The 23,250-nt window shown below is 64.8% G+C and carries 18 protein-coding genes; 4 read left to right on the forward strand and 14 right to left on the reverse strand.

Going from position 1 to position 23,250, the window contains the following annotated elements; all coding sequences use genetic code 11:
• Positions 1 to 81 precede the first annotated feature (81 nt).
• Positions 82 to 2,346: an FdhF/YdeP family oxidoreductase gene (locus API01S_RS21560; RefSeq protein WP_061306110.1), complete on the forward strand. Its 2,265-nt coding sequence runs from the start codon at positions 82 to 84 to the stop codon at positions 2,344 to 2,346.
• Here the strand turns inward: API01S_RS21560 and API01S_RS21565 are convergent.
• The 3 genes from API01S_RS21565 to API01S_RS21575 all read right to left on the reverse strand — a co-directional run bounded on the left by API01S_RS21565 (position 2,339) and on the right by API01S_RS21575 (position 5,084).
• Positions 2,339 to 3,115: a fused MFS/spermidine synthase gene (locus API01S_RS21565; RefSeq protein WP_061306111.1), complete on the reverse strand. Its 777-nt coding sequence runs from the start codon at positions 3,113 to 3,115 to the stop codon at positions 2,339 to 2,341. The genes API01S_RS21560 and API01S_RS21565 overlap by 8 nt on opposite strands.
• Positions 3,116 to 3,187: 72 nt before the next feature.
• Entirely contained in the window at positions 3,188 to 4,033 is an 846-nt protein-coding gene (gene ppk2, locus API01S_RS21570) for a polyphosphate kinase 2 (protein WP_084802481.1), read from the reverse strand.
• Positions 4,034 to 4,115: 82 nt separating this feature from the next.
• Positions 4,116 to 5,084, reverse strand: coding sequence for a helix-turn-helix domain-containing protein (locus API01S_RS21575; protein WP_061306113.1), 969 nt, complete (start codon positions 5,082 to 5,084; stop codon positions 4,116 to 4,118).
• Positions 5,085 to 5,283: 199 nt separating this feature from the next.
• Between API01S_RS21575 and API01S_RS21580 the strand changes: the two genes are divergently transcribed.
• The 3 genes from API01S_RS21580 (at position 5,284) to API01S_RS21590 (ending at position 8,517) form a co-directional block, all read left to right on the forward strand.
• Complete coding sequence (locus API01S_RS21580) at positions 5,284 to 5,721, forward strand: DUF3302 domain-containing protein (RefSeq protein WP_084802473.1); 438 nt, start codon at positions 5,284 to 5,286, stop codon at positions 5,719 to 5,721.
• Positions 5,722 to 5,804: 83 nt separating this feature from the next.
• Positions 5,805 to 6,947, forward strand: a complete 1,143-nt coding sequence (locus API01S_RS21585) for an HlyD family secretion protein (RefSeq protein ID WP_061306114.1) — start codon at positions 5,805 to 5,807, stop codon at positions 6,945 to 6,947.
• Between the two features lie 10 nt (positions 6,948 to 6,957).
• Positions 6,958 to 8,517, forward strand: a complete 1,560-nt coding sequence (locus API01S_RS21590) for a TolC family protein (protein WP_061306115.1) — start codon at positions 6,958 to 6,960, stop codon at positions 8,515 to 8,517.
• Here the strand turns inward: API01S_RS21590 and API01S_RS28945 are convergent.
• The 11 genes from API01S_RS28945 to API01S_RS21640 form a co-directional block, all read right to left on the reverse strand.
• Entirely contained in the window at positions 8,408 to 8,869 is a 462-nt protein-coding gene (locus API01S_RS28945) for a carboxymuconolactone decarboxylase family protein (RefSeq protein WP_039883767.1), read from the reverse strand. The two genes, API01S_RS21590 and API01S_RS28945, sit on opposite strands and share 110 nt — an antisense overlap.
• A gap of 66 nt (positions 8,870 to 8,935) precedes the next feature.
• Positions 8,936 to 9,922 carry a Bug family tripartite tricarboxylate transporter substrate binding protein gene (locus API01S_RS21595; RefSeq protein ID WP_061306116.1) on the reverse strand — a complete coding sequence of 329 codons (987 nt, stop codon included), beginning with the start codon at positions 9,920 to 9,922 and terminating at the stop codon, positions 8,936 to 8,938.
• 75 nt (positions 9,923 to 9,997) lie between these two features.
• The gene (locus API01S_RS21600; protein ID WP_006216917.1) at positions 9,998 to 11,002 is read right to left on the reverse strand and encodes a cyclase family protein; all 1,005 of its coding nucleotides are present in this window, start codon (positions 11,000 to 11,002) and stop codon (positions 9,998 to 10,000) included.
• Positions 11,003 to 11,143: 141 nt separating this feature from the next.
• Complete coding sequence (locus API01S_RS21605; RefSeq protein WP_061306117.1) at positions 11,144 to 12,358, reverse strand: pectate lyase family protein; 1,215 nt, start codon at positions 12,356 to 12,358, stop codon at positions 11,144 to 11,146.
• A gap of 13 nt (positions 12,359 to 12,371) precedes the next feature.
• Positions 12,372 to 14,276, reverse strand: a complete 1,905-nt coding sequence (locus tag API01S_RS21610; protein WP_061306118.1) for a tetratricopeptide repeat protein — start codon at positions 14,274 to 14,276, stop codon at positions 12,372 to 12,374.
• Positions 14,269 to 15,465, reverse strand: a complete 1,197-nt coding sequence (locus API01S_RS21615; RefSeq protein ID WP_254598426.1) for a sugar ABC transporter — start codon at positions 15,463 to 15,465, stop codon at positions 14,269 to 14,271. Before API01S_RS21615 ends, API01S_RS21610 begins: the two co-directional genes overlap by 8 nt.
• Complete coding sequence (locus API01S_RS21620; RefSeq protein WP_006216913.1) at positions 15,419 to 16,135, reverse strand: P-loop NTPase family protein; 717 nt, start codon at positions 16,133 to 16,135, stop codon at positions 15,419 to 15,421. The genes API01S_RS21615 and API01S_RS21620 overlap by 47 nt, the downstream gene beginning before the upstream one ends.
• Positions 16,136 to 16,144: 9 nt before the next feature.
• On the reverse strand, positions 16,145 to 17,485 hold the full coding sequence (locus tag API01S_RS21625; protein ID WP_006216912.1) for an ABC transporter permease: 1,341 nt from the start codon (positions 17,483 to 17,485) through the stop codon (positions 16,145 to 16,147).
• A 7-nt stretch (positions 17,486 to 17,492) separates the two neighbouring features.
• Positions 17,493 to 18,647, reverse strand: a complete 1,155-nt coding sequence (locus API01S_RS21630; RefSeq protein ID WP_050728216.1) for a polysaccharide biosynthesis/export family protein — start codon at positions 18,645 to 18,647, stop codon at positions 17,493 to 17,495.
• Between the two features lie 43 nt (positions 18,648 to 18,690).
• Positions 18,691 to 20,757 (reverse strand): glycosyltransferase, encoded by a 2,067-nt coding sequence (locus API01S_RS21635; RefSeq protein ID WP_061306119.1) that lies wholly within the window; start codon positions 20,755 to 20,757, stop codon positions 18,691 to 18,693.
• On the reverse strand, positions 20,754 to 23,234 hold the full coding sequence (locus API01S_RS21640; protein WP_050728217.1) for a hypothetical protein: 2,481 nt from the start codon (positions 23,232 to 23,234) through the stop codon (positions 20,754 to 20,756). The genes API01S_RS21635 and API01S_RS21640 overlap by 4 nt, the downstream gene beginning before the upstream one ends.
• Between the last annotated feature and the right edge of the window lie 16 nt (positions 23,235 to 23,250).

Consider the following 23,250-nt stretch of genomic DNA (forward strand, 5'->3'; position numbering starts at 1 on the left):
CGGCATGCTTGCCGATTCGCACAGGGCCGCTGGCGTTTGCCCGCGCATGAATCGCCTTTCCAATTCGATAAAGAGATTTGCATGAAGCCTCGCAACCTGACCGGCATCCACCGCTACGACGCACCCGCGGGCGGCTGGGGCGCACTCAAGGCCACGGCGCAGGCAGTCGCCGACCAGATGCGCATCGCCGAAGCGCCGGTACTGCTATTGCGCGCCAACAAGCCCGACGGCTTTGACTGCCCGGGCTGCGCGTGGCCCGACAAAGCGCCATCGTCCACCTTCCAATTCTGCGAGAACGGCGCCAAGGCCGTGACGTGGGAAGCCACGAAGAAGCGCGTCACGCCTGAATTCTTCGCCGCGCATACCGTCTCCGAGCTGCTGACCTGGAGCGATCACGACCTGGAAGACGCCGGCCGCCTGACGCACCCCATGGCCTACGACGCCGCCAGCGACACCTATCGGGCCATCGACTGGGATGCGGCGTTTGCCCGCATCGGCGCCACCTTGTCCGCCCTGCCGGATCCGGACACGGTCGAGTTCTATACGTCGGGCCGCGCCTCGAACGAAGCCGCGTTTCTCTTCAGCGTGTTTGCGCGCGAATTGGGCACCAACAATTTTCCCGACTGCTCGAACATGTGCCACGAGGCCACCAGTGTCGGGCTGCCGCAAGCCATCGGCATCGGCAAGGGCACGGTGTCGCTGGACGACTTCGACACCTGCGACCTCATCATCTCGATGGGCCACAACCCGGGCACGAATCATCCCCGCATGATGGGCACCCTGCACGAATGCGCGCGGCGCGGCGTACCCATCATCGTGTTCAACCCCCTGCGCGAACGCGCGCTGGAACGCTTCGCCGATCCTCAAAACCCGATCGAGATGGGAACGCTGGGCTCCACCCGCATCGCATCCACCTACTATCAGGTCAAGGTCGGCGGCGACGCGGCGGCGCTCAAGGGCATCATGAAAGCGCTGGTCGATGCGGACCGCGCAGCGCCTGGCGCGCTCGATCACGACTTCATTGCGCAACACACGCAAGGCTTTGACGCCTACGTGCAGGACCTGGACGACACCGCCTGGCACGACATCGAAGTCGCCAGTGGATTGAAGCGGGCGGATCTGGAGGCGGTGGCGGCGGCTTATGCAAAATCGCACGCCACCATCGTCACCTACGGCATGGGCATCACCCAGCACGCGCGCGGCACCGACAACGTGCAGCAGATCGCGGCGCTGCTGCTGATGCGCGGCAACTTCGGCAAGCCGGGTGCCGGCATCTGCCCCTTGCGCGGGCATTCGAACGTGCAGGGCAATCGCACCGTGGGCATCACGGAAAAAATCGATCCCGTGATGTTCGACAACTTCGAGAAGACGTTCGGCTTTCGGCCGCCCGAGCGCCACGGGCATGACGCCGTCGACGCCATGAAGGCCATGGTGGAGGGATCCGCGCGCGCACTGATCTGCCTGGGCGGCAACCTGGCGATGGCCCTGTCAGACACGGAGCAATGCGCGGTCGGCATGCGCCGGCTGGACCTTGCCGTGCACATGAACACGAAGCTGAACCGCTCGCACCTGCTAATTGGCCGCGATTCGATCATCCTGCCCGTGCTGGGCCGCACCGAGAGCGACGTGCAGGCCAGCGGCGCGCAATCCATCACGGTCGAGGATTCCATGTCGATGGTGCATGCATCGCGCGGCAAGCTGACGCCGGCCTCGGAACATCTGCGTTCCGAGCCCGCCATCATCGCCGCCATGGCAGCCGCCACGCTGCCGCGCAGCCGCGTGCCCTGGCTGCACCTGGTGCAAGACTACGGGCGCATCCGCGACCTGATCGAACAGGTCTATCCCGACTTTCGCGGCTACAACGAACGGATCCTGAAGCCGGGCGGTTTTCGCCTGTCGCTGCCGCCCACCGAACGCATCTGGAAGACGCCGTCGGGCAAAGCGCAATTCCTGCCGTTCAAGGGACTGCGCGAAGATCCCGCCGGCGCGCCGGACACGCTCAGGCTGACCACGCTGCGCAGCCACGACCAGTACAACACCACGATCTACGGGCTGGACGACCGCTATCGCGGCGTCTTCGGGCGGCGCGACGTGCTGTTCATGAACGCCTCGGACATGGCGCGGCACGGTATCGAACACGGCGACGACGTGGACATCAGCACGGGCCTGGCCGGCGAATCGCACCGCCGCCTGCGACTGACCGCCATCGCCTACGACATCGCGCCCGGATCCGTGGGCGCGTACTACCCGGAAGCCAACAATCTTTGCCCGCTTGACTATCAGGACAAGCAAAGCGGCACGCCCAGCTACAAATCCATTCCTGTGGTGGTCCGCGCCGCTACCTGAGCTCTAGCGTGGCCCCGATGACGCGCAGCGTCGGCATCAGCTGACGCCAAGCGTCGCGGGGGATGGCGGCGGGGCGCTTCAGTTCGGCCGCGGCCGGGTCGTTCAACAAATCCCCCTTGCAGGCGAAGACAACGCTGTTGGTCATGTCGTCGTCGACTACTTCAAACATCGCCGATCCGAACGAGGCGCGCACGCGCGCCAGGTACTCGTGATGCATGGGATGGTTCACGTGATAGTTGATGACGAGGATGCCGTCATCGCGCAGCGCGCGGTGGCAATCGGCATAGAAGGCTTCGGAACATAGCGCATCGGGAATGCCGCCCACGCCGTAGCCATCCAGGAATATCACATCGGCGTAGTCCGACAAATCACGCAAGTGATCGGCGGCATCCGCCTCTACGACGCGAAAGCGGTCGTTGTCGGGCGGCACCATGAACGCTTCGCGCAGCGCGATGACGGCGGGATCGATCTCTACCACCTCGATCTGCGCGCCGGCCAGGTAGCGATAACAGAACTTGGGCAGCGAGCCGCCCCCCAGCCCCACCATCAGGATGCGCGCGGGCTCGGGGTTGAACAGCACGAAGCCCATCATCATCCGCGTGTATTCGATTTCCAGCGCATCAGGATTGAGCAGCGACATGCTGCTCTGGATTTCCTTCTGCGTGAAATGCAGCATGCGCCGCGTGCCCAGGTTTTGGACGAAGGGCCGGTGGATGGCTTGCGGTTCGTCGGAAGGGGTGGGCTGCGCGGGTGGAGCGTGGTCGGACATGGGGCGGGGCGGCAATCGATGCGTCAATAAAAAAACAGACACAAGATACCACCCGCGCGGCCCCGACGGCGTCTAGAACAGTCGTGGCACGTTCCTGACCTCGCGCGTCGGCTCGCGATAGCCTTGCCGCTTTTGCCGCTTGGGCAGCGTGATCTTCGCGCGGGGCGGCGCCTTATACGGGATGCTCTGGAGAAAATGGCTGATGATGTTCAGCCGCACCCGCTTCTTGTCATTGGAATCGGCGACGAACCATGGCGCAAAGCCGGTATCCGTCTGCTCGAACATATCGTCGCGCGCGCGGGAATAGTCATACCAGTGGCTGTATGAATCCAGATCCAGTTTCGACAGCTTCCAGATTTTGCGCTCATCGTGAATACGCGCGCGCAGCCTGCGCGTCTGCTCGGCCTCGCTGACTTCCAGCCAATATTTCAGCAGGATCACGCCTGAATCGACGATGGCCCTTTCGACCAGCGGAACGGCTTTGAGAAATACCTTGGCCTGGCTTTCCGTACAGAATCCCATCACGCGTTCCACGCCGGCGCGGTTGTACCAACTGCGGTCGAAGATGACGATCTCGCCGGCCGCTGGCAGATGCGGCAGATAGCGTTGCAGGTACATCTGCGTCTTTTCGCGTTCCGTCGGCGAGGGCAGCGCCACCACCCGAAATATGCGCGGGCTTACCCTTTCTGTCAGCGCTTTGATGGTGCCGCCCTTGCCGGCCCCATCGCGTCCTTCGAACAGAACGCAGATCTTCGCCCCGGTATGCACGACCCATTGCTGGAGCTTCACCAATTCAACATGCAGCCGCGCCAGTTCGCGTTCGTACTTTTTGCTCGACAAACGCGCATCGGGCGGCGCGTCGGTGTCAGGGGCCGCGTTATCGGCTTCATCCTGCGCGATGTCTTTTTTTGCTTTCATCATGGGGCTCCCTTGGCTCGGTCAACGGAAATTGTGTTCCGAGACTTGGGCGGGCGTCCATGATGATTCCGGCGAAAAATCGTCAGGTTCGGATAGGGGTACGCGCGCGCTGGTGTTTAAGGGCTGCATGCTGCTGGCGCGGATGCAGCCGCTGGCGCGTGGCGGAAGGTGTTTCCAGGAAAAGCGCCCGGTATTGCGCGGCGGAATGGGTGGAATAGGCATAGCCATGCTGCAAGAAACAGTCCGCCACCGTCATTCGCTCATCCGTCCCGGAAGCCAGATCCCAATACACGTCGTGCAGCTTACGCAGGCAAAGATAATGCCCCGGGCCCATGCCGAAACAGGTTTGGAAAAAGCCGCGCAAACTGCGTTCGCTTATTTTCAGGCCGCGGCGCAGGTCGTCGACCTGGGCGCGTTCATTTCGTTCGCGCAATAGCGCCAGCGTGGCGTCGCACAGCCCCGACAAGGAGGACGAAGGCCGTCCCTTGCTTTGATCGTTGGGCGCGCGGCTGGCGATCAGGTCGAATAGCCTGCGCTCGATGAAACGGCGGCCCGTACCCGGGGGACAGTCCGGAGTCATCGCCATCAGCACGGCTTCGCGCAGCGCGCTCCATTGCAGGGGATCTGTTTTCTCCATGCCGCCCGCACTACGCCATCGTCGCAGCGTCTGCGCCATCAGGCCGACGCCGTTGAACACGTCGGCATCGATCGGCAGCGACAGACTCATCCATTCGGTTGGCCCCGCCGCGCGAAACACATAACCCTTGCCCGGCGCCAGCACGCCCAGCGACGCCGCATTCAAGGGCACGCCGTTCAACCAGCTCTGAGAGGGCGCGGGATGCGACAACAGCAGCGTCAGGTGCGTGGACCGGCATACAACCTCGCAGATATTCGAGACGGCGGCCCGCCCGTGCTGGAGCTTGAGCCCATCAATATCAAAACGGTTGATTGTCCAATCGCCAGCTCCCGAGCCTAAAAGAAATATCCGGGCATCGGCGTCGAAAATCGCGTCGGCATACGAATCGAACGACTTGAAATGATGAAGATCCATCTGATTCCCCGTAGAGGCGCCGACTGCGTGGACCTGACAACATATTGCCGAAATTAGCATGGACACATCAGCCCGTCACTAGCGAAAATAAATTCACATTTTTCGCAAGAAGCCACCCCGGCGACGCGCTGAATGATCGGCATCCCACAGGGAAAAGGGGCGCGAAATGTCTATATCCCGCTTAGGGCGCGGTTGGCTCATGTCTTTGGCCATCGTCGGGACGACGCTGCCCTGCGCCGGGCACGCGGCAGCCGGTCATCTTGAAGACGCCATCGCGGATGTGCTGGTCTGGGTGGTCCTGGTGATGGTTCCCATTCTCGCGATCTGGATATTCTGGAAGCTGCACGTCTTGCCGGAAGTCATCGCGGAAAAGAAACATCATCCGCAAGCCGAAGCCATCAAATCGCTGTGCCTGTTATCGCTCGCGTTCGGCGGGATGTTGTGGCCCTTTGCCTGGCTGTGGGCGCACACCAAACCCATCGGCTATCAGTTGGCGTATGGCCGCGACAAGCATGACCACTACCCCTGGGAACGAGAACCGGAACGCCCGTCCGGCTATGTCCTTCCCGAGGCGCCCGCCCCCGCCGCCGACCCTGCTCCCGATATACCGCCCCACCCATCCCGAACAGACGGTTGATCGCCGGGGCGTTCCGCGACGCACGTGCGGCATGTGCCCCAAAGCGGGACAGCTTTGGGGCCGGACTGGCCCAGGAGGTTTGAATGCTTGAACTCATTGCCGTCGTCTACGGCGGGTTGGTGTGGCTCATCTTCATCAAGCTCAAGCTGCTGCCGTGGAATATCCAGTCGCAGGTCGGCGTGGTGTCGATAGGCGCGGCCGGCCTGGCTGCGCTTATCCTGATCATCAACGTCGTCACGCCCTCGTCTTCGGAAGTGCGCGTGGTCAATTACGTGGTCGAGATCGTTCCTCGCGTGACCGGGCGCGTGGTGGAGATTGCCGTCGAGGGCAATCGGCTCATCAAGAAAGGCGACGTGCTGCTGCGCCTGGACGCCGAACCCTATCGGCTGAAGCTGCGGCAACTGGAAGCGAAGCTCGTCGATGCGCAAGCCACCCAGCAATCGCTGGACACCGATCTGTCCGCCGCCAAGGCCATGACGGCGGCGGCGTTGGCGCAGGTCGATCTGGCGCGCATGCGGCTGCGCCAGAGCACCGCCCTGGCCGGACGCGGCGCGGGCAGCCAATACGACGTGCAGAGCTATCAGAGCGAGTTGAAAGTGCGGCAGGCCAATTTGGAAGCCGCGCGCGAGGCCGAGCAGAAAATCCGCTTGAGCATCGGCGCGATGTATGAAGGCGACCAGGCCGCCGTAGCCCAGGTCAAGGCAGAACTGGACAACGCCAAGTGGGAGCTGGAACAGACGACCCTGTACGCCCCCGCCGACGGCTACGCCATCAACCTGCAAGCACGCGTGGGCTCCTACGCCGCCGCGATACCGCTGCGCCCCATCATGTCGTTCGTCGAAACCACGCAGCAGGTCATTGCGTTCTTCGACCAGAACCAGCTGACCAAGGTCAAGCCGGGCGACGAAGTGGAGGTGTCCTTGCGCACCGTGCCGGGCCACGTGTTCAAAGGCAACGTCGATTCCATCGTGTGGGCGACCTCGCAAGGCCAGTTCCTGGCCTCTGGCGCATTGCCGGGAACCACGTCCGAGGGCGCCAGCGCCGCGCCGCCCATGCAGTACGCGGTGCGCATCGACCTGGATACGCCGCAGGACGTGGTGTTGGCGATGGGCGCGCGAGGCAACGCCGCGATCTACACGGAAAGCCTGCGAGCGCTGCACATGGTGCGCAAAGTCATTTTCCGCGTGTCAGCCAAGCTCGACTATCTGGTTCTGAAGCTTCACTGACCGGCCCCCTATGTCCGCGCCCCTGATCCCGTTTTCCCGACTTCTGGCGACGGCCTGCGTGGCCGCCGCGATGGCGGGCTGCGCCAACCTGGACCGGCCGGCGGACGACGCCATGGTCAAGGACGCCATGGCCGGTACGCAGGTGCCGCCGCAGTGGGTGACCAGCGCGCAAGCCGCCGCCTTCGAGCCCGCGTGGGCCGGCTTTCCGCAGTCGGGCACGTTGCAGGCGTTGATCGACGAAGCCCTGGCCAACAACGTGGACTTGCGTGTCGCGGCCAGCCGCATGCAGCAGGCGGCGCATCAGGCCCGGCTGGCGGGCGCATCGCTCTTGCCCACGGTCGGCATCGGCGCACGCGCGGCCACAGACCCGACGCCCGGCAGCGCGTTTTCAGCCAACGGTTACGCGGTGCTGATGAATTGGGAGATCGACTTGTGGGGCAGGGCGCGCGCCGAAAAGCTCGCGGGCATGGCGGGCTACCGGTCCTCGGAAGCGGACTACGCCTACGCCCGCCAATCCATCGGCGCATTGACGGCCCGCAGTTGGCTCGCGGCGCTGGAAGCCAGCGCTCAGTTGGCGCTGGCCCGCGATCTGCAAACCATGACCGGCGAACAACTCAAGCTGATCGAGTATCGCCGCCGCATCGGCAAGGTCGGCGAAGTGGAAGTTGCGCAGTGGTCAGAGCAAGTGGCCGCCGCCGCGGACGTGGTTGCCCAACGTGAACTGGCGCGGATGCAGGCGCTGCGCGCGCTGGAATTGATACTGGGTCGCTATCCCGCAGGCGTCGCCGACGCGAACGAACCCATGCCCGATTCGCCCGCGCCGCTGGCGCCCGGGCTGCCCCTGTCGCTGCTGGACCGCCGGCCCGACCTGGTGGCCGCGCGCGAACGCCTGGTGGCGGCGTACTACGGGGCCGAGGAAGCGAAGGCGGCGCGCCTGCCCACGATTTCGATCTTCGCCGGCGCGGGCCGTTTCACCAAAGACTATTCCGGTCTTGCGACCAGCATGCAAAGCTGGGTCTACCCGGTCGGCGCGTCGCTGGCCTGGCCCTTGTTCGATGCGGGCCGCCGCCAGATCACGCTGGAATTGCGCACCGAGCAACAGCAGGAAGCCCTGGCGCTGTACGCGCGCGCCATTCTTACCGCGATGGGCGAGGTTGAAAACGGCCTGACGGGCGAGCAACAGCTGGCGATGCGCGAGCAATCGATACAACGCCAATATGCCGAAAGCCGCCGCGCGCTGGCCTTGGCCCAGGTGCAACGCCAGATCGGCCAGTTCGACGACTTTGACGTATTGCAGCGCAAGCGCGACGCGCTGCGCGTCCAGAGCGATCTGCTGCACGTACGCGCCGAAAGGTTGGTGCAGCGCGTGAACCTGCATCTGGCCCTGGGCGGGCGCTTCGGGACGGATGAGCCGCCCGCCGCGCCGGCAGGCGCCAGCAGCGACGCATCCACCGCACCGGCTACGGCTGGGAATCCGCGCCAAACAGATCCGCTTGCCGCGGATCCGCCGCCGCCAGGTCATAGCCTATCTGCGCCGCCACTTCGCGCAGGATATTCTGCGCAAGATTGAACGCCGTATTGGCCGCCGGCACGCCCGCGTAGATCGCGTTTTGCAACAGCACTTCCTTGAGTTCGTCGGGCGTCAGGCGCGACGCGTCGGTAGCGGTCAGCGCGGCGCGCACGTGCAGTTCGAACTCTTCCCAACGGCCCAGCGACAAGGTCACGGCCAGCACCATCATGCGGCGCGCCTTGTGCGGCAGGCCCGGCCGGCTCCAGATATCGTGCCAGGCGTAACGCGTGATCATGTTTTGGTAATCGGCGGTGAACGTGGTGGCGCGGTCCAGCGATCGCTGCACCCATTCATCGCCCAGCACGGCGCGGCGGTTGGCCAGCCCGCGCTCGAAGTCTTCTTCCCGGCTCATCGTGTGCATCTCCCTGTTCAAGCACAACCGGGGCAACGGGCCAAGCGCCCGCGCCCCGGCGGTGCATCAGTTCACCGTGATGTTGTTGGCTTTCACGACCTCGGCCCAACGGACCTGTTCTGCGTCGACGAATTTGGCGAAGTCGGCCGCGCTGCTACCCACGGGCGTCAAACCCAGCTTGGCAAGCTTGTCGCGCGTGTCGGGACGCGCCAGCGCCTTTTGCACCAGGTCCTGCAACTTGGCGACCACCTCGGGGCTGGCGCCAGCGGGCAGGAACAAACCGTTCCATTCCACCACGTCGAAATTCTTGATGCCGGCTTCGCCCACCGTGGCCACGTTCGGCAGCTCCGGCATGCGCTTGGCCGAGGACACGGCCAGCGCCTTCAGCTTGCCGCCGCTGACGTAGTTCAGGCTGGAGGCAGCGTTGGCGAAGTACACATCGACCTGTCCGCCCATGACGTCCACGATGGCCGGCGCGCCGCCCTTGTAAGGCACGTGCACCACGTTCACATCGGCATCCTTCTTGAGCAGTTCGGCCGCCATCTGCGCCAGGCTGCCGGGGCCATACGACGCAAAGGTGTACTTGCCAGGATTGGCGCGCGCGGCCTTGATGAAGTCCGGCAGGTTGTTGAAGGCGGAACCGGGCGCGGCCACCAGGATGTTGGGCACGCTGACCGCTTGCGACACCGGCACGAAATCCTTTTTGGCGTCGTAGGGCAGCTTGCGCAGCACGGGGTTGATCGAGAAAGCGGACGCATCAAACAGCACCGTGTAGCCATCCGGCTTGGAGCGCGACACGAACGCCGCGCCGATGGAGCCGCTGGCGCCGCCCTTGTTCTCGACCACGACGCTCTGGCCCGCCACTTCGCCCATGCCTTGCGCGATGATGCGCGCGGCATTGTCAGCGCCGCCGCCGGCAGAATAGGGGACCACCAGGGTGATCGGCTGGTCGGGATAGCCAGCGGCCTGGGCGACGCCCAAGGCGCTGACCATACCGATGGCTGCAACCAGCGGGCGCAAGGCGGCCAAGGCCGCGTGACGGTTCTTCTTCATGTGTGCTCCTCACAAATCCCCGACGGGGATAGTCAATTAATAATCATGGATCGTTGCGCGATCCGCCTGACAGGGTCAGACGGTCGCGATGGGGTTGACCGGCGCGCCGACCAGACCGGGCACGTACATCGGTGCGGCGGTCAGGAAGAAGGCGTGCCGGCCATGCTGGCGCAACCATTGCGCCAGCGGGGTCAGGTGCCAGAGCTCGCCCAGCGGCAGCCCCAGCTTGAACAGGCATTGTTCATGCAAGGGCAGCAGCGGCCCGGTGTCGGCATCCAGTTGATGATTGCGCAGTTCCACGGCGTGGTTGTCGGCGGCGATGGCGGCGATACGGCTGTCCTTGATCCAGGCCAGCAGTTGCGCATCCGCGCCATCGAGCACGCAGCAGCTGGTCTTGAGGCGTTCCTGTTCATCGTCGCGCAGGCTCAACGCCAGATCGGCCAGCCCGGTATGCAGGCACAGCACATCGCCCGGCCGCACCTGCACGCCGTCGCTATCGATCACATCCATGAGGTCGCGGTACGACACCTTGCGGCGCTCATCTCCGAAACGGGCGCGCAGGTCCACCATCACGCCGCGTCCCTGAATGCCATGGCGCGCCATCGGTGCGATGGACAGGTCTTCGGTACCGGTGAAGGGGTCGCCGCCCGGCTCGCTGACGGTGTAGCCGTTGTAGCCCGTGGGCTGCGGCTGGCCGGTGCCGTGGGCGTCGTACATCGACCCCACATGGCCCAATGCGTCCCACTGCGTGGAATACTGCGGCGACAGCGTGACGCGATCGTCGCTGACGACGTCGGTGGCGCCCGGCACGTCAAGCGCAAGCGGGTACCGGTACACCGGCACGCCATTCTTCTCGGCGGGCACGATCGACGGCCCCTTGCGGCGCGGATTCAGCACCGGTGCGCGCGGCACGGTCAAGGGCAAGCTCAGTGAAAAGGAAAGCCCCGTCTTGATCTCGGCGACGGCGGCCAGACGGGCCTGGCTGTCCAGGTGATTCAGCGTGCCCAGCTGGTCGTCCTGCCCGAAATCACCCCAGTTCGATCCCTCCGGACGACGCTGGTAGCGTGGTGTTTGACTCATGATTGCTGTCCCCTCGTCCTTGGCGGGACGAATTTGTAAACGTTGTTACGTCTATTGCAGCACAGGGCTTTGCAATCATCGGGGGACGGCGGGCGCAGTGTCTCTCAGCGTGGACAGTTTTTTTCCGGCAGGGGTGGCGGGTTACGGCTTTGCGCCGCAACCCGAGCCGATACGTGACGAGGGCAAGGGCGTATCGCCACTGGTATTGCCGGCGAAATCACGAATCTTTTGAGCCAGTTCCGGGGTGGGACGTTCATACCCATAGCAATACGGCGGCGTGGGCGCGTCCTCGGGACGATAGTCTTGCAACACCGGCTTCGCATCGCCCAGGTACAGATTGTCTTTCAGGCGCAGGAACGCCTTGTAGTCGCGCGTGTACCCATGCTGCGACTTCAATTTTTCATACGCGCCGCGATCCGACTCCCCATTGGCCAGCGCGCTGCGCTGCGCGGCGATGGGGATGTAATGGCAGTAGTTGACGTTGATGCCTTCCACCGTCGGAAAGAACGCCGGCTCCACGCATTTGCGCTGGACCGTGTTGTTGAAAATATTGCCTTCGACCAGCGCGCGGGCTTCCAGGCTGAAGCTCATGCCGTAGAAATCCCAGTTTTCAAGCAGGTTGTTGAACAGATGGAAGGTGCCGAACTGGCCGCGCGGATTGCGCTGCACCGTATTGAAAAAGTAATTGTGATGCAACGTCACGCGCGCGATCGAATCACGGTCGTAGTTCTGGAACAGATTCTTCGACGTAATGTTGTTCAGCAGCATGACCTTGTTCGAATTGTGAAACTTGGTCCACGAAATCGTCACATCGGTGGACCCGTTCTTCACGTTCAGCAGCCGGTCGGACATGCGCGACAGATCCATATGGTCCACCCACACATCGCGGCTGCCATTGGCCACGTTCACCGCCTGCGTCAGCCGGTTCAGGCGGCCATCGATCGTCAGATGCGTCAGGATCACGTTCTGGCTGCCGTACACGCCCAGGCCATCATCGATCAAGGTGACGCGCTTGCCGCGCCCGTCGATGGTGGTGTTGGACGGCACGCGCAACTGCTTGTCCAGCACGATGGTCATGTCGGATGCAAAACGAATCCACGTCGGCCCTTTCTTGGCTTGCGCCAGCGCGGCGCGCAGCGTGCCCGGCCCCGAGTCCTGATCCGAGGTGACTTCGATGAATTTCCCGCCCAGGCCGCCCGTGGCCTTGGCGCCGTAGCCCTCGCGCTGGGACAGCAAGGAAGACACCAGCGGGCAGTGCTCGTCCGGGCTGGGGCAGGGCTGATTCGCGGCCGCTACGCCGCCTTGCAAGGTCAGCAAGGCAAGCAGCCAACGCATCGTTTTCATTGCAGGCTTCATCAGTGCGTGATTCCTATTGCTGCGCGGATCGATCCGCGGACTGCACATGGCGCCAGATGCCCCCGCTCAGGCGCAGGTCTTCCGGCGGGCCAGCCACGTGTTCGCGCAGCCGTTCAAGATACGCCTTCTGCCATCGCAGCGCATAGGCGTCCGCATCCTCGCCGGGGTTGGCGGCGGGCAGCATCGCCAGCGTGTACGCCACCTTGCCGTTCTCCCAACGCGGGGTGTAGAACACCGAGGGCACGCCCATGCGATGCGCCAGGTGCGACGCAAAGCTGGAGTACGTCACCTCCTGACCTTCGAACGTCGTGCGCGGCGCGGCGGGATTGGCCGCGCCATCGATCGCCAGGCACAGCACGTAGCCCTCGTTGATGGCGCGCATGCAAGCCTTGGCCACTTGCGCCTCGGTCTGGTCGGCCGTGGAAATCAGGGCGGTGGCGTAACTGCTTTGGGCGACGCTGGGCGCGGTCGCAAGCCATCGCGAAGGGATGCCCAACAGCTCCAGCGCCATCAGCCCCGCATACATGGGGCCGACGTGCGCGGTGGCCACCACAACGCCCTTGCCCGCCGCCAGCAGCGGTGCGAAGAAGCGCTCGCCGGTGTCCAGTTCGCCCAGCATCTGCATGGCTTCTTCGACGTCGTCCTCGCGGCATTCGAGCCAGTCGAACAGCAGGTGATCGATCATGTGGCCCCAGCGCGCGCGGCGTTCCCACTGCGCGCGGTCGGCGTCGGGATCGCCCCGCATCGACCAGGCCCAATCCAGGCGCGCCTGCGGGATGGGCGCGGTATGCAGCTGTTCTTCCATCTGGGCCAAGGCCTGCTGGAAGGTCTTGGGCAGCCGCGCGCTGCGGGTCGCGATGTATTTCTCGTACAGCGTCTCGGCTTCCTGCTTGCGGCCAGCCTGCGACAGGGCGCCTATCGCCGAGCGCTGCCAGATGAGCTTGTCGGGCGACTTGCCGACCAACTGCAACATCTGGTCGGCGGCCACGTCGTACTGCTGCGTATAACGCAACGCGCGCGCATACAGGGCGCGCGTCTGCTCCAGGTCCGGCGCCAGTTCGATGGCCTGGGTAAGCGGCGCCACGGCCTCCTTGTAGCGGCCGGCGCGCAGCAGGGTTTCGCCATACAGCGTCAACAGCCTGACGTCAGCCGGCGCGGCGGCCAGGCCCGCTTCGAAATGCGCCAGCGCATGCACCTTGCGGTCTTCCTCGGACGCGCGCCGCAGGTGCGCCAGCCCCAGGGATGCGCGCAGCGCCGGGCAATCGTGGCCCGCGCTCAAAGCCTTGCCGCCCAGCTGGATCGCCGCTTCAGCCCGGTCGTCTTCAAGCAAAGCCCGCACGGCCATCGTCGCCACCCGTTCGTTGGGCAGCTGATCCGAATCCAGGCTTGCCGCGATGCCCGCCGCGTCGGCCACGTCGCCATTGCGTGCGTAAGCCATCATCCAGGCATAGGCCTGGCCTGGATCTTTGTTGGCCATCTGGGCGGTCGCGCGCGCCACCTGGGCGGCGTCCGGCACCCGGCCGGCCTGCACGCGCAGCTGGATGCGGGCGGCATGCAGCGATGCGTCGGCCGGATCGATGTCGGCGGCGGCATCGGCCTGGGCGATGGCGCGGTCCCAGTCCTTGATGCGGCCCAACAGGCTGGCCAGCAATCGGCGGTCATCGGCGCGCGTGGGGTACGCCACGGCCAGCATCTCAAGCGCGGCGATGGCGGGCGCGTAGCGCGCCTGCCGCATCCATGGCGCCACCAACAGGCGGCGCACGTCGCGCCAGCCCTCGTTGGTCTGCGCCAGGGCCGGAGCCAGCCGCGCCAGCTCGGCATTCGGGTCATCGGCCGCGAGGATGTCCTTGATGACCTGGCGCAGTTGCGCGGTCGCGTCCGCCTGGACGCGGCGTTCGTCGATTGCGGTATCAACCATGACGCAGCCCCCGGAGCAATGCCATCGCAACGCGCGAGATGAACATCAGCACAAAGCCCAGCGCCAACGCTTGCAGCAGCAACATGCCGGTGCGCGGGCTGCTCGGACGGTCCGTCGGCACCGGCTGGGCAATGATGGACAGGTAGCGTTGCAGGCGCAGCGCATCCGTCATGGCCTGCTGATACGACTGCTGGGCCAGCGTCAGGTTCGAGTCCGCAAACGCCTGGGTGTTTCTCAGCGCCTCATACGATTTCAGCTGTTTGGCTTCGGCATTGCCGTCGCCGCTCAAGCGACGACGCACCGACGCAATGCGCTTTTGCAGCGCCAGCACCTGCATTTCAGCGGGCTTGAGCATGAAGTGGTCTTTGTTGTTCAGCGCGCGGATCTTGTCCAGATTGATCTGGGCGCTGCTCAGTTCGGTCTCCAGCTGGCTCGAAAGATTCAACAGCATCGCCACCGTGGCGGTCGGGTCGATGTTGCCGTGCGTGGTGCGCCACGTCGTCAATGCCTCGCGCGCGGCAAGCGCCTTTTGCTCGGCCAGCTTGACCGACTCTTCGCTGACCTTCAACTTGTCGGCCACGCCCTTCTCGTTCATCGAGCTGACGAACTCTTCGGCCAGGCTGATCAGCGCCTTGGACAGCGTGGCGGCGTCTTGCGGCGAGAACGCGCTGACGCGCAGCACGTCGATCTGTTCCAACGCATTGAAGGAAACATGGACCGCCGACTGATAGGCGCGATACAGATCGTCTTCGCTGGAGTCTTCGGCAAGATGGTTGAAGGGGTCGACACCCTTGTGGATCAGGTATTGGCGCAGGCCGACCTTCTTGTCCAGCTGCTGCATGGCGTCGCGCGATTTGAGGAAATCGCTGACCGCCCAGCCGTCGACAAAGCCGCCCAGCATGCCGCCCATGTTGCCCGTGGTCAGCAGGCTGGCGGCCCCGCCGCCGCCTTGCTGGCCCGAGCCGGACTGCACGAAGAAGCGCGATTCGGCTTCGTAGCGGGGCGTGGCGACGCACAGCACGTACACCAGCGCGAGCGCGACGGGCGCAATGACGATGAACGCATTGATCCAGCGGTGGCGACGGCGCTCGCGCAGCGCGGCCTGCCGTTCGCGACGGCGGCGCTCGATTTCGGAGCCGCCCTCAGATCCCGAGCTGGCTGTCTTCGAAGCCGCCTCCGAAGACGTCATCGCCGGTGCCGGAGTCGCTTCGTGATCGTCGCGGGGGGTACTTGTTGAGGCAGAGGTCGAGGTCGTCTTCGATGCTGAGAGCGCTTCGTTCATAAATCAAGCCTTTGAGGCAATAGTCCGCCATCTGGTTCTGACGGTAGCTAGAGAGAATTAGGGTCCGGCCGATCAACCGCTCTTCGAACAGGGCCAGCCAGAGCCGGGTGAACCGGCAGGGTTCGAAAGGAATGGCCCCTTCGATCACGTACACATCGAACGCCGGCGCCAGCGCCAGGGCGAACGAGAATTCCTGCCGTGCGTAGAGCGGCCAATGTTCCATGGGTTTGGCCAGGCACTTGGGATCGCTGATCAGGTCCGCGACCAGTTCATGCGTGGCCGCGACATCGATTTCGTACATCTCGCACACGAAGTCGATGACGCTCAGGCCGCTGGCCTTGCCACGGATGAAGCCTTGCCGGCCGATCGCCCACGAGACGTTGCCATCGTGTTTGACAAAGCCCTGGCGCGGCGGCCGCAGGTTGCACAACACGTCCACGATCTGGCGGTGCATTTCCGGCGTATGCGACAAGAGCGCGTAGCGCCCTACCGGGATATCCAGCGTGGCGTTCAACAGCAGCGGCTGGCGGCTGCCAAATGCATAGGGTTCGTCAGTGACGCCATTCAGATGAATCATCTTCCCCCCTTACATCGGCTGCACGTTGGGGCGCGCAAGACGCTCGGCCGCCAGGGCGACCACCATCAGGAACACCAATGAGGTCAGGAAATAACCCAGGCTGGCGTCGTGCGACTCGTAGGCGCTGAAGTACGCCGAGCGCAGCAGCTGCATGCCGTGCGCGAAGGGCGACCACAGGATCCACGGACGCAGATGCTCGGGCAATTGCTCCGACACGAAGAACACGCTGGAGAAGATCTGAAGAAAGCGTTCGATCACGGGCGCCAGGCGCAGGAAGAAGTGCCAGAACGTGGCGATCGACCCGAACAGGATGCCCATCGCAGACCCGCAACATCCCATCAGCACGACGAACAGGATGAATCCTGCCCAGCTTTCGGGCAGCGTGATGAGCCCCAGCGCATGGCCCGCGCTGATCAGCACCGCGAACACCACGAGGTAGATGGACACGTAGATCATCGCCTGCACCAGCGCGCACATCAGCGGCGTGACGCCCTGAAAGTTCAGCAGGCCACGGGCCGAGACATAGGCCGTGCTGCTGCGAAAGACGATCTGCCGGAACATGATCCATGTGGTTGCCCCCAACAGCGAAAACGTTTGCACGTCCATGCCAAGAATGAAGTGCGTCCCCATCAGGATGTACAGCGACGAGATCAGCGTCAGCAGCACGACCGGGCCGACCAGCGCCCACAGCAGCGCGATGCGGCTCTCGCCATGGATCACGCGCAGCTGATAGACGAACAACGCCATCAACGTACGCCCCACGGGCCGGCCCTTGGCGGCGTTGCCCGGGTGATGTCCTTCATGCAGAGCTTGCAGGCGTTCGCGCAGGATCGCGAGGTCGCCGGCTTCGCCTTGCGGCAGCTCGATCTGCAATGCGATGTCGTTGCGCGATGCATGACGGCGGGCATCGCGCGCCTCTTCCTGCTTGCGCCGCTCCACGCGCCGTGCATGCGCCGCCGCCAGCCGTTCGTCTTCGGCGATGAGCTTGGCCGGCATGTAGCTGGTGGCGAAGACATCCACGCCCGCGCGGATGTCCTGCTCCAACAGTCGCACGATCAGTCGCAGCCGACGCCGTGAAAAGTCGGCCAGCGTCTCATCGACCTTGCCGCGCGCGATTTCCGCATCCAGCTCGGCCTGCACCGCCTCGTACACCGCCCGCCGGGCGGCCACGGAATCGTGCGGCTCTCCCAGCAGGCGCGCAAGCAGCGGCTTGAGCAGCACGCTGGGCGTGGCCTTGGCTTCAAACAGCGCGGCCGGGTCCAGGCGCCAGGCATCGACCCCCGAACCCACCGCGTAGCTACTGTCCTTGCGGCGGTTACGCCACCCCTTGATTCGGTCCTCGTTACTCATCGACACGCTATTGGGACACGCCGGAACTGGAGCCCGAATCGCTATCGATCGCACGCGTGGCGCTGAAGCCGGCGCTCATGGTGACGCGGAAGGCCGACAGCACCTTCTGCACCTGCGTGAACGGCGCATCCGAGATGTAGATGGCCTGCCCTTCATGCACGGTGAATTCGCGCGCCAAGGCCACTTGCTCCGGTCGCGTCAGGTCGAACTGATAGACCACCGGCAGCATGTCCGGCTTGCCCGCCACGCCCGCCTTGGCCGGCGTGAACAGGAACACCGAACGCGGGTCGGCCAGCTTGTCGTCCAGGCCGCGCGAATCGGCCAGTGCGTCCAGCACCGAGTAATTGCGCTTGCTGATCGCCACGCGGCCTTGATTGCCGGCCGCGCCCAATACCGTCAGGTATTCGCGCGAGTCGTAGGCAGTGATCACATCGCCCGGCCGCAGCAGGATGTCATTGTTCTGGTTGCGGTAGATGTCCGACAGACGCACCGACGCCACCTGATTGTCGCGGCGCAAGCTGATGACGAGCTGCTCGGGATTCGTCTGCACGGGCGCGGCCTGCGCCAGCGCGCTGCTCAGGCGCTGGGCAGTCTGCGTGATCGGGTACATGCCGGGCTTGGTCAGGTTGCCTTGCACGGTCACCATCTGGCCGCGCGTATCGGTCACGCGCGTGACGCTGACGTCCGCGCCCACGACCAGCTTGCTCAGGCGAGCAACCACCGAGTCATGCAGCTGCGCAAGCGTCAGCCCTTCGGCGCGGAACTTGCCCAGGATGGGGAAATAGACATTGCCGGACCGGTCGATATCCTGGTTGCCCAGATCGCTCACGCCGGACGGGTCCGCCGCGAACACGCCCAGGCCACCGCGTTCCCACACGCGCACGTTGATGCCATCGCCAGGCACCAGGCGATCGAATCCCGCCTGCGTAAGATCGCGATAGCGCACGGGAAAGTCGGCCACGTCGGGCACCCTGCTTGCCTGCACCAGTTCGCGCGAGGCGGGCATCACGATGACGTCCTTGTCATCGTGAGCGCCCGTCATCTCGCTCAACATCGGACCGGAACGCGGCAGCTGGCATCCCGAAAGTGAAAGCGCGGCCAGCACCACCATGGCAAGCGCCGCATTGCGCCGCAGGCCGAAAGCCGGGACGTTCATTTGCATAAAAACCTTAATCTGTAGGACCTCGGAAAAACCCCGCCGCCAATCAGGCGAGCATGCGCTGCATCGGTTGGAAGTCGATGCGCTCATCGTTCTCCGAGACGGGCATGACGGGCACGCACAGGCTCAGGAACATGGACAGCATCGCGTCCAGCGAAAACAGCTTTTGTGCGCGCTGACGGCTTTGCTGCCGCAATGCCTGGTTGTCGCGTACCCGGTCGACCATCGATTCGACTTTGTCGCAGGCTTCGGTCATGTCTGGGTGCTCGACGTCACTGAGCAGATGCCCGGTTTCGGCTTCGACAAAGCATTCCCCCGCGCCACCGGCGGGGGTCGAGATCACCGGAACGCCCAGCAGCTGCGCCTCGATCAACACGTTGGGCAGGCCCTCGTAGCGCGACAGCAGCACGCTGGCATCCATCTGCGAATACCAGTAGCCCACGTGGTTGGACAGGCCCACCAGCAACAGCCGGTCAACCACCCGCAGCTCTTCTGCCAGCGCCACGATGTTGTCGTGCAGACGCCCGTCACCCACGATGACGAAGCGCGCCTTGGGCCGCCGCTTCAAATACATCGCGGCTAGCTTGATCCATAACTGCGGCCGCTTGTCCGGCTCCAGGCGGAACACGCCACCGATCGTCTCGGTGGCGTCCGTCGTGGTCGCTTTGAAGGCTTCCCACTTCTGCTCGTCCGTTGCCGAGGCATTGGTCGCCAGGTCAGGCACGCCGTTGTACAGCACGTGAAAGCGCACGACCGGAATGCCCAGCCACTGCGCATAGGCCTCTGCGGCCGTGCGGCTATTGCTGACGAAGTACACGCCCGGCACCTGCGCCAGCGCCTGGAACAGCTCGGGATACTCTTCCCGGAAGCGGTCCTTGCGGATGTTCGGCGGCAAGCCGCGAAACACCAGATGGATGGTCGGCACGCCGGCCAGCAAGGCCGCCAGTGCGCCGAACAGGCAAGTGCCGTCCTGCCACAGGCTGACCACGTCGAACGGGTTGGCGCGCAGCACCGGCGCCAGCCGCGTCACGCCATAGTGCACGGGCGGGGGCAGCTGTTCCAGCATGCGGCCCAGCCTGCCGTCGGGCACGGACTGATGCGCAACGGAAATGGCGGGCAGCTTGTTGATCTCGGTAACCGGAATCCGCGCCTCGGTCAGCACCGGCAGGAAGAAGTCCAGACCTTGCTTCTTCTTGACCGCGCCCGCGGGCTCGGTGTGCTGCTTGACCATGACTTCGACTTTGTCCGGCCGCATCGCCACGTCGGGCAGCCGCCGCTCGGGCGTCTGCGCCATGCGCGTCAACTCACCGGCAAGCCGCGTCAGTTGGCGTTCGGCGCCGCCAGGCCCCAGGCTGCCCGTCACCAGGGCGACGGACACGGGTTTCTCGGCGGGCTGCTCGGCGATCTTGCGATTACGAAAGTGCAGGATCGCGTGCTTCATCGACACGATCCGCACGTCCTTGCCTGCCAGGCCGCCTTCGGGCTCCAAGCCCTTGTAGAAGGCATAGTCGCTGGCCAGCGCACTGGCCAGTTCCGCCGCCTTGCTGCCGGGCGCCAGGTGCGCGGCCACGGGCCGGATCGCTTCATAGGCTTCCGCCAACAGCCCACGCTTGCGCAGGCGCTTGGCGAACTCCACGCGGATGTTGCGGTCCGTGTGTTCCAGGATCAGCCGGCGAAACAGCTGATCCGACTGCTCGTGCGCGCGGATGTCACTGAGCAGCTTGGCGCGTGCGAACAGCCGGCTGGGGTTCTCGGACGACGCCGGCAGATGGCGATCGACCAGAGACAGCGCGTCGTCCAGATGCCGTTCCTTGACCAGGCGCGTCGCGCAATAGCGCACGATTTGCAGATCGTCGGGGCACTCTTCCAACAGCGTCGCCCACTGGCCGGCCATGCCTTCTTCGTTCAGGCCTGCCGTCTCCTTGAGCCGCAGCAACAGGAAGCGGACCTTCGAATCTTCCAGATGATCACGCGCCAACGCTTCGGCGCGCGCCAGGTTTTCTTGTGCGACCTGGACCCGCACCGACGCCGTGACGATCTCCTCCAACTGGGCGTGCACCCATTGGAGATCGGACGCAACGTCCGCCCGTTCGGTAGTCAGTGGGGGATTCATGCCGCCTTCCTTCGATTGGCCTTCTCGATCCACGCCAGGCAGCGATCGATGTAGTGGTCGAACTGCGCGGGGTTATCCGACTGCTCGCGCAGGCGTCGCCAGTAAGGCAGGGCCTGTTCGAAACGATGCAGCCGCATGGCGCCCACGGCAGCCAGGCGCAGGCCGATGGCATCGGTGGGGACCAGTTGCACGATCTTTTCGCCCAGCGCCAGGCGTTCGGTGGTGCTGGCCGGATCCAGCGCGCGCGCTTCGGCATACAGCACGGCGATGATGCGGCGCTTTTCGTGTTCGACTTCCGTCATTGCGGGCCACGATTGCGCAACGCGCTCCAGCAGATTCCAGGCGCCACGGTGATCGCCTGCCGCCAGGATTTCCCGGGCGCCGCGAATGGCGCGGGGGCCGAGCCGGCCGAGTTGGCGTTCGGCTTCATCGCGGGCGGCCTGGTCGGCCGACGCATTGGCCAGCACCGCCTTGTAGGCGTCGATGGCTTCGCCGAACCAGCCGCCGTTGAAGGCGACGCGGGCAAAGTACAGCTGGGTGCTCAAGGGCGCGGCCTCGTCGGCGGCGGCCTGCTCCAGATGGCGCATGGCGGTTTGCTTGTCGCCCAGCGCATCGGCGGCGCGGCCGCGCATGGCGTCCAGTTCGGGGAAATCAACCCGCGTGTCCAGCGCGATGTCGGTCAGGTCGATCACTTCCTTGTGATTGCCGGCCAGCAGCGCGGCGCGCACGCCCAGGCGCATCGCCCGTTCGAACGAGCGTTGCGCACGCAGCGCGGTCAAGGCGTCCGGATTCAGCAGGCGGTGAGCGCAGATGCGTTCGGCCGCGTCGCGCAGACGCCCTTCTTCCAGGGCGCGCGTGCCTTCTTCGGCCCAGCCCGCCGACTGCGATTGCAGCCAGGCGCTGACCTCTTCGTGCTCGCTCTTGGCCAGGCTGCAAGACACGGCCAGCGCCGCGGCGGCCATGATGCAACCGCGCCACGACGCTTCCTTGACCAGTTCCAGGGCGTCCACGTCTTCCAACGCGGGCGATTCCGAGGCCAGCGCGCGCAGGCCGGCGCGGTCGCCAGCCAGCAGGCGGTCGCGCCACAGCACGGCAAAGCCACGGCCATACGTGGGGATGACTTCGCGGACTTCATTGACCCAGCGGATCACGGCGGGCATGTCGCCGCTGGTCTGCAACAACGACAACACGGTGTCGGCGGCTTCCAGCGCGGTGGCGTCTTCCGGCGACGAGATGCGGAACAGCTGCTTCCAGTTGCCCAGCGACTCGTCCACGTAGCCCAGCTGGCCGGCGGATACGGCTGCGATGCGGACGATCTCGGGGGTTTCGATTTCGTCGCCCAAGAGGCCCGCTGCCAGCGAATACGCCAGATCATGGCGGCCCAGCTTGAAGTGGTTGCGCATCAGGATCTGTTCGGCCTTGCTGCCGGAAGCCAGCGCACCGTCCGCGCTGCCCAGCAGTGCCAGCGAACCTTCGTAGTCGCCCAGCTCTTCCTGGATGCGAGCGAACAGCAGCGTGTGCTCGGGCAGGCCGGGGTGGCGGCGCAGCACGTCGCGCACACGGCGCGAGGCTTCGCGCAGGTCGCCCGAATCCCATATCTTTTCGATGCGTTCGGCGCTGTCTTCGGCGCCCAGCTTGGGCACGGACGACTGCGGCGTGGACGCGCTCATGCGCGGACGCATGTAGTTCTTGAACCACTCGGCGCACAGGCGTTCAGCGAAGACCTGCGTGTAGTGCGTCAGGTCCAGGCCGCCGTCTTCCATGGCGTCGGCCTGGCCGATCTTGCCCATCAACGGCGTCGGGTCATAGCACGGCACGCCGATGCGCTGCGCGCTGGCGGCAACGGCGGCGATGAGCTGGGCGCGTTGTTCGATCGGCACGTTGTCCGGCGTCAGCGCGTTGACGTGCGTGACGAACACCACCTTGTCCTGGCCAAGCAGCGCGACCAGCTCGCGCATGTCGGCTTCGATTTCCTCGTCGGTCTGATCGCGCTTGACGATGCGCGACAGCAGATCCTGATCGTCGCGCGACAGGCTCTTGAACACCGGGTCCTGATCCAGCTGCGTGCGCCGTTCAGCAAGCTTTTCTGCGCTGGCTAGCGACCAGAACATCCGGGTGCGCGTGCGGTCGGCGAAGAATTCGCTGAAGTAGCGTCCCAGGTAGTTCGATTGGATAGGATGGCCGTCGATGGTCAGCAGCTTGCGCGAGGACAGCTCGACCATGTAGAGATCGGCCGGCTTGTGCGCGCCGCGACGAGCCTGCTCGCCATTGGACGGGCGGAAGATCAGGCGCTGGACGTCGGCCGGAATGTCGGCCTGTCCAAACATGAAACGCGCCTGCTGAAGCGCCTCGGCGCTGGTGTGCACGAAACCGTAGTTGCGCCCGAGTTGCAGCTTGATCGGGTAGCGGCCCACGGCATCGCGCAGCGGCGTATGGATACGGCAGGTGCCGATCGGAGCGATATTGAAAGCAGTCATCCAGGGTCTCTCCTGT

This window comes from Achromobacter piechaudii NBRC 102461 (assembly GCF_001571245.1).
Taxonomy (GTDB): Bacteria; Pseudomonadota; Gammaproteobacteria; order Burkholderiales; family Burkholderiaceae_B; genus Achromobacter; species Achromobacter piechaudii.